At 69.6% G+C, this 13,149-nt stretch carries 12 protein-coding genes; 10 read left to right on the forward strand and 2 right to left on the reverse strand.

All coding sequences use genetic code 11. The annotated features are described in order from the left end of the window. Position 1 precedes the first annotated feature (1 nt). Positions 2 to 1,237 (reverse strand): glycerophosphoryl diester phosphodiesterase membrane domain-containing protein, encoded by a 1,236-nt coding sequence (locus tag Q5716_RS02930; RefSeq protein WP_305001590.1) that lies wholly within the window; start codon positions 1,235 to 1,237, stop codon positions 2 to 4. 138 nt (positions 1,238 to 1,375) lie between these two features. Here Q5716_RS02930 and mtrA point away from each other — a divergent pair, with 138 nt between their 5' ends. The 9 genes from mtrA to Q5716_RS02975 all read left to right on the forward strand — a co-directional run bounded on the left by mtrA (position 1,376) and on the right by Q5716_RS02975 (position 11,932). Next, on the forward strand, positions 1,376 to 2,056 hold the full coding sequence (gene mtrA, locus Q5716_RS02935; protein WP_305001591.1) for an MtrAB system response regulator MtrA: 681 nt from the start codon (positions 1,376 to 1,378) through the stop codon (positions 2,054 to 2,056). A 4-nt stretch (positions 2,057 to 2,060) separates the two neighbouring features. Next, the gene (gene mtrB / locus Q5716_RS02940) at positions 2,061 to 3,674 is read left to right on the forward strand and encodes an MtrAB system histidine kinase MtrB (protein ID WP_305001592.1); all 1,614 of its coding nucleotides are present in this window, start codon (positions 2,061 to 2,063) and stop codon (positions 3,672 to 3,674) included. Next, positions 3,664 to 5,319 carry an LpqB family beta-propeller domain-containing protein gene (locus Q5716_RS02945; protein WP_305001593.1) on the forward strand — a complete coding sequence of 552 codons (1,656 nt, stop codon included), beginning with the start codon at positions 3,664 to 3,666 and terminating at the stop codon, positions 5,317 to 5,319. The genes mtrB and Q5716_RS02945 overlap by 11 nt, the downstream gene beginning before the upstream one ends. A 64-nt stretch (positions 5,320 to 5,383) precedes the next feature. Then, complete coding sequence (locus Q5716_RS02950; RefSeq protein WP_305001594.1) at positions 5,384 to 6,055, forward strand: ComF family protein; 672 nt, start codon at positions 5,384 to 5,386, stop codon at positions 6,053 to 6,055. Positions 6,056 to 6,127: 72 nt separating this feature from the next. Beyond that, positions 6,128 to 6,799 (forward strand): ribosome hibernation-promoting factor, HPF/YfiA family, encoded by a 672-nt coding sequence (gene hpf, locus Q5716_RS02955; RefSeq protein ID WP_305001595.1) that lies wholly within the window; start codon positions 6,128 to 6,130, stop codon positions 6,797 to 6,799. Positions 6,800 to 6,918: 119 nt separating this feature from the next. Further along, positions 6,919 to 9,738 (forward strand): preprotein translocase subunit SecA, encoded by a 2,820-nt coding sequence (secA, locus tag Q5716_RS02960; RefSeq protein WP_305001596.1) that lies wholly within the window; start codon positions 6,919 to 6,921, stop codon positions 9,736 to 9,738. Between the two features lie 40 nt (positions 9,739 to 9,778). Further along, positions 9,779 to 10,327, forward strand: coding sequence for a hypothetical protein (locus Q5716_RS02965; RefSeq protein ID WP_305001597.1), 549 nt, complete (start codon positions 9,779 to 9,781; stop codon positions 10,325 to 10,327). Between the two features lie 32 nt (positions 10,328 to 10,359). Continuing rightward, on the forward strand, positions 10,360 to 11,241 hold the full coding sequence (locus tag Q5716_RS02970) for a helix-turn-helix domain-containing GNAT family N-acetyltransferase (RefSeq protein WP_305001598.1): 882 nt from the start codon (positions 10,360 to 10,362) through the stop codon (positions 11,239 to 11,241). Position 11,242: 1 nt separating this feature from the next. Next, positions 11,243 to 11,932, forward strand: a complete 690-nt coding sequence (locus tag Q5716_RS02975; RefSeq protein WP_305001599.1) for an RraA family protein — start codon at positions 11,243 to 11,245, stop codon at positions 11,930 to 11,932. On the opposite strand, the gene Q5716_RS02980 is transcribed toward Q5716_RS02975, so the two are convergent. Beyond that, the gene (locus tag Q5716_RS02980) at positions 11,929 to 12,411 is read right to left on the reverse strand and encodes an Rv3235 family protein (protein ID WP_305001600.1); all 483 of its coding nucleotides are present in this window, start codon (positions 12,409 to 12,411) and stop codon (positions 11,929 to 11,931) included. The genes Q5716_RS02975 and Q5716_RS02980 overlap by 4 nt on opposite strands. A 146-nt stretch (positions 12,412 to 12,557) precedes the next feature. On the opposite strand from Q5716_RS02980, the gene Q5716_RS02985 reads away from it, so the two are divergent. After that, positions 12,558 to 13,145, forward strand: coding sequence for a hypothetical protein (locus Q5716_RS02985; RefSeq protein ID WP_305001601.1), 588 nt, complete (start codon positions 12,558 to 12,560; stop codon positions 13,143 to 13,145). The last annotated feature ends 4 nt before the right edge of the window (positions 13,146 to 13,149 follow it).

A 13,149-nucleotide genomic window follows, 5' to 3' on the forward strand; every position in this document is an offset into this window, starting at 1 on the left:
GTCAGGCGGCAGGCTCCGGCTGGCGCACGGCGTACGGGTCCGGCACGCTCGAGTCGCCGGCCTGGCGCGCCTCGACGAAACGCGCGAGCTCGATGTCGAGCCCCTCCTTGCGCATACGCAGATCGATGTAGAGCAGCCCTGTCGTCGCCGATTGGACGACAGCGCTGATCGCGCCCACGACGATCGAGACGACGATCGAGAGCAGGTAGACGATGAGCACGACCCAGATCGCCGACTCCATGTCGCCCGTGGGGCTGAACAGTCCGATGCTGAGGGACATGATGAGCGACAGCGGCGTCGAGACGATCGACGACACCGTCGACAGGATGACCGAGACGAGCAGCTGGATTCCGAGGACCTTCCAGAAGTACCCGGTGGTGAGCGACCAGGAGCGCCGGATGGCAGAGCGCAACGGCAGCCGCTCGAGGACGAGCGCACTCGGCACGAGGCACAGCCGTGTTCCCAGCCAGAAGCCGAGCACGACCGCCGCGAGGGCCGACAGGATGCCGAGCATGATGCCCCCGCCGAGCCCTCCGACGCCGCCGAAGGTGACGAGCACCGTGATGAGGAGGACGACGATCACGACGGCCACCACGACGATGGCGGTCACGAGGAGCGACCAGCCGATGAGCGCGCCGATGCGGCCGCGAGCGGCGCGCCACAGGCCGCCGAGCCGCAGCTTCTCGCCGACGGTGCCGCGCGCGACCTCGAGGACGACGATGCCCTGGAGCACGGCGACCACGGCGATCGAGAAGGCGATCGGGATGAGCGCGCTGAGGATGATGCCCGCCACCGAGCCGGCCGCAATCGCGTCGGCGTCGGCTCCGGTCGCCGTGCTCAGGCGCGCGATGCTCAGGAAGGTGACGACCCCGACGAGCAGGAGGGTGGCGACGAAGACGAGCGCGGTCAGGAGGAGCGAGAAGCCGAACATGGGCCGCGGGTTGCGCCTCAGCACCTGGAACGAGGCGCCGAGGATGGTGCCGAGCGTGAGCGGTCGCAGGGGGATGAGCCCGGGCTTGGGCGGGGGAGTCCAGCCCGGGTGCACCGGCGCGACGCCGGCCCCGGGACCGAACGGCGCGGCAGGGGTGCCCGGCGCGACCGTGGGCGGTGGGAAGCCGGCGGGTGGCGGGAACGCGGCGGGCGACGGAGCACCGCTCGGCGGCGGGAACGCGTCGGGCGGGGGCGTCGCGCCGGGAGCAGTTCCGCCCGGAGGCGCCCACGAGCCGGTATCGGACACGGCAGTCCCCTCTCGCCATCCGGCCGACTCCGGCCATTCCCAGGCATCTTTCGCACTCATGCTTTCACACTCGACTACTCTTGTGCCAAAGCTCCCGAGCCTTGCTCAGGCCGGGGATGACCCCAGTTGCGAGGATCAGTGAACGCGCGAATTCTTGTGGTCGACGATGACACCGCGCTCGCCGAGATGATCGGCATCGTCTTGAGGACGGAGGGCTTCGAGCCGTCCTTCTGCGATGACGGCACCGGTGCTCTCGAGGCGTTCCGCTCGACCCGACCCGACCTCGTGCTGCTCGACCTCATGCTCCCGGGCATCGACGGCATCGAGGTGTGCTCGCGCATCCGCGAGGAGTCCGGCGTTCCGATCATCATGCTCACCGCGAAGAGCGACACCGCCGACGTGGTCAAGGGGCTCGAGTCCGGTGCCGACGACTACGTCGTGAAGCCCTTCAACCCCAAGGAGCTCGTCGCCCGCATCCGCACGCGCTTGCGCCCGACGCCCGAGACGAGCACCGGCTCGCTCACGATCGGCGACCTCGTCATCGACGTCGCCGGTCACGAGGTCAAGCGAGGGGATGCCCGTATCAGCCTCACCCCCCTCGAGTTCGAGCTCCTTCTCGCGCTGGCCCTCAAGCCGCAGCAGGTGTTCACGCGGGAGATGCTCCTGGAGCAGGTGTGGGGGTACCACTACAAGGCCGACACCCGCCTCGTGAACGTCCACGTGCAGCGACTGCGCGCGAAGGTCGAGGAGGATCCGGACAACCCGAAGATCGTGATGACCGTGCGCGGGGTCGGCTATCGCGCTGGCAGCTCCACGTAGGACGATGCGCTACGTCGACTGGCGCGCCTGGGCCGCCCGGCTCGCCACCCTGTGGCGGTCTTCGCTGCAGGTGCGCACGGTCGCCATCACGGTCGTGCTGTCCGCCATCGCGGTATTCATCATCGGCGGCTATATGTCGGTGAGTGTGGGCACGAACCTCTTCGACGCGCGCCGCGCCGAGCTGGAGGCGACGAGCGCGAACGCGACACTCACCGGTCAGCGCTTCTTCGACGAGTCCGTCGAGCAGCTCGGCACCGACGACCTCGACGTGCTCATCTACGACGCCGCGCGGGACATCGCGGCCGCCGCGTCGACCCCGACGGGAACTCAGTACGCCATTCTGCGCACCCCCGGTCAGCCCGGGTCGCCGACTCCCCAGGACATCGCGTCGCGGGGCCTCGACGCGGGCACCACCCTCATCAGCCCCGAGCTGCGCGCGGCGGTCCAGGACGAGAGCGAGCCCCGCACGCACTCCCAGTCCGTCGCGCTGCCGGTGGACGGGGGCGTGCATCCCGGACTCGTCGTCGGCACTCAACTCGACATCCGCGGGGCGCAGTACGAGCTCTACCTCGTCTACGACATCGTCGACGCCTCCGACACGCTCGGGTTCGTGCAGCAGACCCTGGTCGTCGGCGGGCTGGCGCTCATCGTCCTCATCGGCGCGGTGACCTTCACGGTCGTGCGACTCGTCGTCGGTCCCGTGCAGCTCGCGGCCGAGACGAGCGAGCGCCTCGCGGCCGGTGACCTCGAGGTGCGCATCCCGGAGAAGGGCGAAGACGTCATTGCGACCCTCGCGCGCTCCTTCAACGGCATGGCCGACAGCCTGCAGAGCCAGATCACCCGGCTCGCCGACCTGTCGCAGGTGCAGCAGCGGTTCGTCTCCGACGTGTCCCACGAGCTGCGCACGCCCCTCACGACCATCCGCCTCGCGGGCGACGTGCTGTACGACCAGCGGGACACCTTCCCGCCCGCGACCGCGCGCACCGCCGAGCTCCTGCACACGCAGGTGGAGCGTTTCGAGCTCCTCCTCGCCGATCTCCTCGAGATGAGCCGCTACGACGCCGGCGCCGTCGATATGGAGACGGAACCCACCAACCTCGTCCGCCTCGCCGAGGAGGCGATCGAGTCCGTCTCCGCCCTCGCCGAGCAGAAAGGCAGCGACCTGCGCATCGTCGCGCCGGGGGGATACTTCGAGGCCGACGTCGATGCGCGCCGCATCCGGCGCATCCTCGGCAACCTGCTCGGCAACGCGATCGATCACGGCGAGGGCAAGCCCATCGTGCTGTGGGTGGACAGCGATCGCGAGGCGGTCGCGATCGCCGTACGGGACTACGGTGTCGGGATGACTCCGGCCGCCGTCGACCGCGTCTTCGACCGCTTCTGGCGCGCCGACCCGTCGCGCCAGCGCACCACCGGCGGCACCGGACTCGGTCTGGCCATCTCGCTCGAGGACGCCGCCCTGCACGGCGGCTGGCTCGAGGTGTGGTCCTCACCCGGCGAGGGGTCGTGCTTCCGCCTCACGCTGCCGCGCCGTCGGGGAGCGGTCCTCACCGGCTCCCCCCTCGAGCTGCCGCCCGATGACGCCCCCGCCCTGGAGGTGAGCCGCGATGAGGACTAGGGCGATCGGGCTCGTCGCCGTCGTGCTCGCGCTGTCGGGGTGCGTCGGCATCCCCACGTCGGGCGGCGTCGTGACGGGCGGCATCATCGACGACCGGCTCGAGCCCGACTTCTTCGTGCTGCCGTCGGGCCCCCGACCGGGCTCGACTCAGGAGGAGATCCTGTCGGACTTCATGCTCGCGCTGCGCGGTCCGCAGTCCCAGTACGCGATCGCGCGGCAGTTCCTCGCCGACTCGATCGCGGACGACTGGAACCCCGACGCCGAGGCGATCATCCGCACGGGCATCCCCGCGATGACGCCCGGGGCGGCCGAGAACTCGATCGACTACACGGTGACGAGCAAGGCCGTCGTCGACGCCGACGGCCGCTACCAGGAGACGCCTCCCGCGTCGCAGACGCTCAGCTACTCGTTCGTGCAGGAGGACGGCGAGTGGCGCATCAGCGACGCGCCCGACGCGATCGTGCTCTCCCAGTCGAGCTTCAACGTCGTGTTCACCGAGCAGGCTCTCTACTTCTTCGACCCCAGCTACCAGTACCTGGTCCCCGACGTCCGGTGGTTCCCCGCGCGTGCGACGGTGACGAGCCGGATCGTGCGCGAGTTGCTCGAGGGTCCCGCGTCGTGGCTTCAGCAGGGCGTCGTGCTGAGCTCGTTCCCCATCGCGACGAGCGTCGTGAGCTCGGAGGTGGTGTCGGGCACGGCGACGGTCGAGCTGAGCTCCGAGGCGCTCACGGCGAGCCCCGCCGACCGGGAGCGGATGCAGCAGCAGCTCGCCGCGAGCCTCGACGTGTCGAGCGTGATCATGACGGTCGGCGGCCTCGAGATCGTCGCGCCCGAGACCGGCACTCCCGCGGTGCGCAACCCGGGCGTCGAGTCCGCCGTCCTCGTGGGTACCGACGAGGGATTCGGTTTCGACACCGGCGAGGGGCCGACGGGCCTCGGCGCCCTCGGCGCACAGGTCGCCGCCGCGGGCGCGACCGCGGCGACCCTCAGCAACGACCAGCAGACGGTCGCCTTCCTCAGCCCGGCCGGGGTCTCGGTCGCGAGGGCCGGCGCCGACCAGCCGCTCGTCGTGGACGCCCGATCCGGCCTCATCGCCCCGTCGCTCGATCCCTTCCGCTTCGTGTGGTCGGTGCAGGGCTCGAGTGCGGGGTCGCTCAAGGTCTTCGAGGTCGACGGCACGGAGCATCCGATCGCGACGGGCCTCCCGGTGGACGCCCGCATCGTCGCCGCCGACGTCTCCCGCGACGGCACCCGATTGCTCGTCTACCTCGCCACCAGCGCCGGGCCGCAACTCGGCGTGGCGGGCATCGTGCGCCAGCAGGGGACGAACATCCCGACGGAGCTCGGCGAGCTCCTGCCCCTCCCGGCCCCGTCGAGCACCCCGGTCGACGCGACGTGGGTGAGCGACCGTGTCGTCGCCACCGTCTCCCACGGTGCCGAGGCCTCGCCGATCACCACGGTCGAGATCGGCGGTCCGAGCAGTCCGCTCAGCCAGGTCTCCGATGCCACCACGATCGCCGGCGGCAACAACGGCACGGACGGGTTGCGAGTGCTCGCTCCCGACGGGAGCATCTGGCAGGCGCGTGGGTCCGGGGGGTGGGTCGCCTCGGGTCTCACCGCCTCCTTCCTCGCGAGCAAGCAGTAGGAGTTCTCCACAGGGCGCGCGTTGAGCGCTCATGCGTCGGCGCGCTCCCTGGCAGGGTCGACGGATGATCATCGACGCGCTCCGCGATGCCCGGGCCCTGCTCTTCCCCCTTGACTGCGCGGGCTGCGGCGCTCCCGATCGCGGCCTGTGCGACGACTGCGCCGCCCTCCTGCGCCCCGCGGTCACCCCGCGGTCGACGCCGGGCGGCCTCGTCGTCTACACGGCCCTGCGGTACGAGTCGGAGGTGCGGCGCATCATCCTGACCTTCAAGGAGGAAGGGCGCACCGACCTCGCGCGGCAGCTGTCGTGGCCCCTGGGCGAGGCGATCCGCGCGGCGCTCGCCGAGTATCCCGACGCGGTCGTGGTGCCCGTTCCCTCGAGCCGAGCGGGCTACCGGCGCCGCGGCTTCGATCCGGTGCGGCTGCTGCTGCGGCGCACCGGGCGTCGGTTCGAGCGGGTGCTCGCACCGACCCGCGCGACAGGGGTGCAGAAGTCGCTCGGCCGCGTGGAGCGGGCCGACAACCTCCGTGACGCGCTCGGCGCGCGGCCCGGAATCCGGGGTCGGCGGGTGCTTCTCATCGACGACATCCTCACGACCGGAGCGACCCTCGAGGAGGCGGCGAGGGCAGTAGCTGCGGCCGGCGGGGAGGTCGTGGGGGCCGCCACCATGGCGTTCACTCCGAGGTTGCACAGAAGCCGTGACATCCCTGGGGCCGAGGACTACGGTGGGGTCTAAAGGCGCGAATCGACCGCCTGGGAGGAACTTGGCGGAGCGCAAGATCGCGTCGACGAGGGCTGGGAGGTCGATATGGACATCACTATCACCGGACGCAACCTGGGGGTTACGGACCGCTTCCGCGAATACGCCACCGAGAAGGCCGAGAAGATCGATCATCTCGCCGAGCGAGCCATCGCCTTCGAGGTCAAGGTCAGCCGCCACCACGAGACGCGCGGCTCGAGCGGTGACGATCGCGTCGAGCTGACCCTCATCGGTCCCGGGCCGCTCGTTCGCGCGGAGGCCGCCGGCTCCGACAAGTACGTCGCGTTCGACCTGGCCATGGCCAAGCTCGTGGAGCGCATCCGTCAGTCGAAGGACCGCCGCAAGGTGCACCGCGGTCAGCACCGGCCGGTCTCCCTGCGCGAGGCGTCAGCCGATGGCTTCAGCGTCATCGACATCACGCCCGTGAGTCCCGATGTCATCGAGAAGGTGACGACCGGCAGCATCCCGGTTCAGGCGACGGATGACTCGGACGAGGACTACACCCCCGTCGTCATCCGGCAGAAGGTCTTCCCGTCGAGCATCATGAGGGTGTCCGAAGCGGTGGACCACATGGAGCTCGTGGGTCACGACTTCTTCCTCTTCATCGACGCCGAGACCGATCGGCCGAGCGTGGTCTACCGCCGCAAGGGCTGGGACTACGGCGTCATCTCCCTCGAGGAAGAGGCGGTCGCGCCCGCCAAGCGTTCCCGCAGAGCGTAATCGTCCAGCGTCGGGAAACCCCTGTCCGCCCGGTGCGGGCAGGGGTTTCCCAGCGCCGTGTTGCTACGATTACGAGTCTGTAACAGCACGTTCCGCGTGCCGTAAATAGGGAGTCTTTCGTGGCCAACGTTCTCGAACGCGTTCTCCGGGTGGGCGAGGGGCGACTGCTGCGCCGCCTCAAGAGCTATGCGGATGCGGTCAACCAGCTCGAAGAGGACTTCAAGGACCTCACCGACGACGAGCTCAAGCACGAGACCGTGGAGCTCCGCGAGCGCTACGCCAATGGCGAGTCGCTCGACGACCTGCTTCCCGAGGCCTTCGCGGCTGTCCGTGAGGCGGCGGTCCGCACGCTCGGCATGCGCCACTTCGACGTCCAGCTCATGGGCGGCGCTGCGCTCCACCTCGGCAACATCGCCGAGATGAAGACGGGTGAGGGCAAGACTCTCGTCGCGACCCTCGCCGCGTACCTCAACGCGATCGCGTCCCGCGGCGTGCACGTCATCACGGTCAACGACTACCTCGCGAGCTACCAGTCGGAACTCATGGGCCGCGTCTACCGCGCCCTCGGAATGACCACCGGCTGCATCCTCTCCGGTCAGACCCCCGCGGAGCGCCGCGAGCAGTACGCCGCCGACATCACGTACGGCACCAACAACGAGTTCGGCTTCGACTACCTGCGCGACAACATGGCCTGGCAGGCATCCGACATGGTCCAGCGCGGACACTATTTCGCGATCGTCGACGAGGTGGACTCCATCCTCATCGACGAGGCCCGCACGCCGCTCATCATCTCCGGTCCCTCGTCGGGCGAGGCGAACCGCTGGTTCACCGAGTTCGCGTCGATCGCCACCAAGCTCATCCCGGACGTCGACTACGAGGTCGACGAGAAGAAGCGCACCGTCGGCGTTCTCGAGCCCGGCATCGAGAAGGTCGAGGACTACCTCGGCATCGACAACCTGTACGAGTCGGCGAACACGCCGCTCATCTCCTTCCTCAACAACTCGATCAAGGCCAAGGCGCTCTTCAAGAAGGACAAGGACTACGTCGTGATGAACGGCGAGGTGCTCATCGTCGACGAGCACACCGGCCGCATCCTCATGGGCCGTCGCTACAACGAGGGAATCCACCAGGCCATCGAGGCCAAGGAGGGCGTCGCGGTCAAGGCCGAGAACCAGACCCTCGCGACGGTGACGCTCCAGAACTACTTCCGGCTGTACTCCAAGCTGTCGGGCATGACGGGTACCGCCGAGACCGAGGCGGCCGAGTTCATGAGCACCTACAAGCTCGGCGTCGTCCCGATCCCGACCAACAAGCCGATGCTGCGCGTCGACCAGTCCGACCTCGTCTACAAGAACGAGCAGTCGAAGTTCGAGCAGGTCGTGGAGGATATCGTCTCCCGCCACTCGAAGGGGCAGCCGGTGCTCGTCGGCACGACGAGCGTGGAGAAGAGCGAGTTGCTCTCGCGGATGCTCGCCAAGAAGGGCGTCCGTCACGAGGTGCTCAACGCCAAGAACCACGCCCGCGAGGCGGCGATCATCGCCCAGGCGGGCCGCCTCGGTGCCGTCACGGTCGCGACGAACATGGCCGGCCGTGGTACGGACATCATGCTCGGGGGCAACGCCGAGTTCCTCGCGGTGTCGCAGATGAACGCGAAGGGCCTGAGCCCGGTCGACACCCCTGACGAGTACGAGGCCGAGTGGGACTCGGTGTATGAGGCCGTCAAAGCCGAGGTCGAGGCCGAGGCAGAGAAGGTGCGCGAGGTCGGAGGCCTCTACGTGCTCGGCACGGAGCGACACGAGTCGCGCCGCATCGACAACCAGCTCCGCGGTCGATCGGGCCGTCAGGGCGACCCCGGCGAGAGCCGCTTCTACCTGTCGCTGCAGGACGACCTCATGCGACTCTTCAACTCGGGCGCGGCCGAGGCCCTCATGGGGCGCAGCAACGTTCCGGACGATCTCGCGATCGACTCGAAGATCGTGAGCCGGGCCATCCGCTCCGCTCAGGCGCAGGTCGAGGCGCGCAACGCCGAGATCCGCAAGAACGTGCTCAAGTACGACGACGTGCTCAACCGCCAGCGCGAGGCGATCTACTCCGACCGTCGGCACATCCTCGAGGGCGACGACCTCAAGGATCGCGTCGAGCGCTTCCTCGAGGATGTCATCGGCGAGGTCGTCGACGTCAACACCGCCGAGGGCAGCTCGGAGGACTGGGACTTCGACGTCATGTGGACCGAGCTCAAGACGCTCTACCCCGTCTCGATCACCGTCGACGAGGTGCTCTCGGAGGCGCGGGGCAAGGTCACTCCCTCCTTCATCAAGAAGGAGGTGCTGTCGGACGCCCGCATCGCCTACCAGCGCCGCGAGGAGAAGCTCGGCGAGCAGGCGATGCGCGAGCTCGAGCGCCGTGTTGTGCTCTCGGTCATCGACCGCCGCTGGCGCGACCACCTCTACGAGATGGACTACCTGAAGGACGGCATCGGACTGCGCGCGATGGCCCAGCGCGACCCGCTCGTCGAGTACCAGCGCGAGGGCTTCGCGCTCTACCAGTCGATGATGGGACAGATCCGCGAGGAGGCCGTGGGCTTCCTCTTCAACCTCGAGGTCGAGGTGACGAGCGCGGCCGGAGGCGGCGCCACCGTCGAGGCTCGCGGCCTCTCGGCTCCGGCAGCTCCGACCAACCAGCTCAGCTACTCCGCACCGAGCGAGGACGCGTCGGGCGACGTCGAGGTGCGCAACCAGCGGGGGCAGGTCGAGCGCGCCGCAACGGCTCGCGCCCAGCAGGCCCAGCAGAACGCCGGACTCGGTCGGGTGCAGCCGCAGGCGGCTCAGCCGCAGCAGCAGGGCGGACAGCGCGGTGCCTTCGGGCAGCGCGAGGGCGGCTCGGGCGACCAGGCGCCCCTCAACCGCGCCCAGCGCCGCGCGCGGGAGAAGGGTCGCTAGACGGCGGTCCGGGGTAGGCGCGCGGCCCTACAGTAGTGACATGTTCTCGCGCATTCGCCTCGCCGCAGTCCTGCCCGCCGTCGCGCTTGCCGCTGCTCTCGCGGCGTGCACCACCCCGTCGGCGGGCCCCGCTCCCGAGCCGTCGGCCACGCCCACCGCGGAGACGCCGGTCGGCACGGGCGACTTCGTTCCCGACGAGGAATGGTTCGCCGGTCTCGATGAGGCCCGCAACGGACTGGGCGAGTACGTCGGCTGGTGGAACACACAGAAGTGCACGTACCAGCAGGTGATCGACGGCGACTTCAACTGCAGCATCCACATCGCCGGCATCCAGGAGCAAGTGCTGGCAGTTCAGTCCTACCTGGTCGATGTCGTGGACATCGCTCCCGGCTCTGAGGACCTCGTGGCCGACCTCCCGGAGGCGGCAAGCCGGTCGGCGGAGGCGGCCGCTGCGGCCGAGGCCTTCAGCGACTCGGGTTGCGACTTCAGCCCCGGGGAGTCGTGCACCGATGGAGCCGACTTGCTCGTCTCGCTGGCGACCGCACTGGATGTCGCCCTCGCGGGCTGGGAGACGCCGCCGCTCCGCTAGCGCTCGATCCATTCTCTGACTAGAGTCAGAGAATGGATCCCGACGCCGTTGCGCGAGTGCGCCGATTCAACCGCGCCGTCACCCAGCGGGTCGGCGCTCTGGACGACGCCTTCCTTGCTCGGGGCCGCAGCCTCGGTCAGTCGCGCTTGCTCTGGGAGATCGGGGAGTCCGGCGCCGAGCTCAGGGAGCTGCGCGCGCGGCTCGACCTCGACTCCGGCTACCTCACGCGAATGCTTCAGGCGCTCGACGCGGCGGGCCTCGCCAGCGTCGGTTCGGAGCCCGGAGATGCACGGGTGCGCGTCGCCAGGCTCACCCCCGCCGGCGCGGCCGAACGGCGCGAGCTGGATCGCCTCTCCGACGCGCAGGCCGAGTCGATGCTCGCGCCCCTCGACGCCACCCAGCGCGCCCGCCTCGTGGAAGCCATGGGCGAGGTAGAGCGGCTCCTGGCCGTGTCGGCCGTCACCGTCGAGGTGGTGGCGCCGTCGCATCCCGACGCGCGAGCCGCAGTCGGCCACTACTTCGCCGAGCTCGCCACTCGATTCGAGAGCGGCTTCGACGCGGGCACGACGCTACCTCTCAGCGACGAGTCACTTCAGCTCCCGTCGGGCGCGATGCTCCTCGCGCGGCTGCACGGCGAGCCAGTAGCGGTCGGGGGCGTCAAGCTGCTCGGCGACGGGGTGGGCGAGATCAAGCGCGTGTGGGTGTCGCCCACCGCACGCGGACTGGGTCTGGGTAGGCGGATGCTCACCGAGCTCGAATCCGTCGCGCGCGAGCACGGGCGATCCGTCGTGCGGCTCGACACCAACCGCGCCCTCGTCGAGGCCATCGCCCTGTACCGGTCCGCCGGCTACCACGAGGTCACCGCGTTCAATGCGGAGCCGTACGCCCACCACTGGTTCGAGAAGGAGCTCTGAGATGGATCGATTCGCGACCCTCACGACGGCGCACATCGCCGACGCGTGCGTTCGGCTCGGCGTGCCCCTGAGGGTCGCACCGCCGGGCCTGCGAGCGGTGTCGCCGGGCGACAGGTTCGCCGGCCGAGTGCTGCCGGTCCGGCACGTCGGCAGCGTCGACCTCTACCTCGAGGCGTTGGAGGGGTCGATCCCGGGGGATGTGCTCGTCGTGGACAACGAGGGGCGCACCGATGAGGCGTGCGTCGGCGACCTCGTCGCCCTCGAGGTTCGGGAGGCCGGGCTCGCCGGCATCCTGATCTGGGGCCTGCACCGCGACACGGCGGACATTCGCGCGATCGGCCTGCCCGTATTCAGCCTGGGATCCACTCCGCCGGGTCCGGTGCGAGTAGATCCCCGCGCGCCAGACGCCCTCGAGGCCGCGACCGTCGGCGAGCAGGAGGTCACCGCCGAGGATGCCGTCTTCGCCGACGATGACGGAGCCCTCTTCGTCGCGCTCGATCGGCTCGATGACGTCCTCACGGCGGCGGAGGGCATCCGCGACACCGAGCGCGCACAAGCGGAACGCATCGCCGCGGGCACGTCGTTGCGTGAGCAGGTCCGGTTCTCCGACTACCTCGCGTCGCGCGCGGCGACGCCGACTCTGACGTTCCGCGAGCACTTGCGCTCGGTCGGCGGTGAGATCGAGGTCTAGAGCACGTTGATGGCGCTCGCGCGCCACCGGCGGTCCATGCCCTCGAGACGCACGGCGACGGCTCGGGTGCGCGCTCTGCCGTGGACGACGACGACAGCCTCGACCACTCCGTCGGCGGGCTCGCACATCGTTGTGGAGCCGATAACGAACGCCGGTCGCGCCGGCTTCTGCCCCTTCGCCTGACGGGCTCGGGCTGAGAGCACGACCCGCTTGAGCAGGTGGCGGTAGACGTCGTCGGTGACCCAGCGAGAGATCTGCTCGAGGTCGCGCGCTCCCGCGAGGATTTCGATCACGCAGCGCGCGAGGTTCTGAATGAGGGGCTGCGGGTCGGGCAGCGACGAGGTCGACGTCGGCTGGTGGCCGAAGAAGTCGTCGCTCGCGAACCGGTGACGCAGCACTCGGGAGTCGAGCCGGAGGCCTTCCGGGACGTCGTCGTGCGTCGGCAGGGGAGCGGGGGAGAGTGCCGTGGTGGGAGTCAAAGCCGCCTCGATTCAGGTAGACCCAGCTGTCTAGTGAACGTTGCGGTGTCCACACCTAAGCAGAGTCGGAGGCTGTCGATCCATGACGATCGAGGACATGTGGAGAACGCTCCCGACAGGGACGGCCCTGTGAGTAACCTCGCGGCATGCGGTGGGACAGCCTCTTCGACGATCTCGAGTCCCAGTTGGAGCGGGAGCTGACGGCAGAGGAGCTCGACCTCGAGCGAGAGGACGAACGGCTCCGTCTGGCGCGGCTTGGGATGCGCGATCGACTCCTCGCCGCGGGCGGCAATGCCGTAGTGCTCCACCTGGGCGTGGGGCACCACCGCGTCCGCATTGCCGACGTCGGGCGCGACTGGGCGGCCGTCGATGCGGAGGGGCCGCCCGCCTGGTCGGGGATCGTGCCGCTCGGCTCGGTCGATTCCGTCGGGATGCCGGCCGTCCTGGCCCGGTCTACCCTGGGCGGCGGGCCGCTGGCCGACGGTGGTGGCTCGGGCCAGCCATCGCTCACGGAAAGGTTGGGACTCGGTTTCGTCCTCCGCGATCTCGCTCGTCGACGGCGCTTCGTGCGCATCGAGACGGCATCGGGGATGCTCGCCGGAACCATCGACCGGGTCGGCCGCGACCACCTCGACCTCGCGGTGCACCCTCCGGACGCCCCGCGTCGTGAGTCAGCCGTCTCCGAGGTGCGACTCATCCCGCTCGAACAGGTTCAACTCGTGCGACTCGCCTAGAGCG

The organism is Antiquaquibacter soli, from assembly GCF_030580675.1.
Classification (GTDB): Bacteria; Actinomycetota; Actinomycetes; order Actinomycetales; family Microbacteriaceae; genus Rhodoglobus; species Rhodoglobus soli.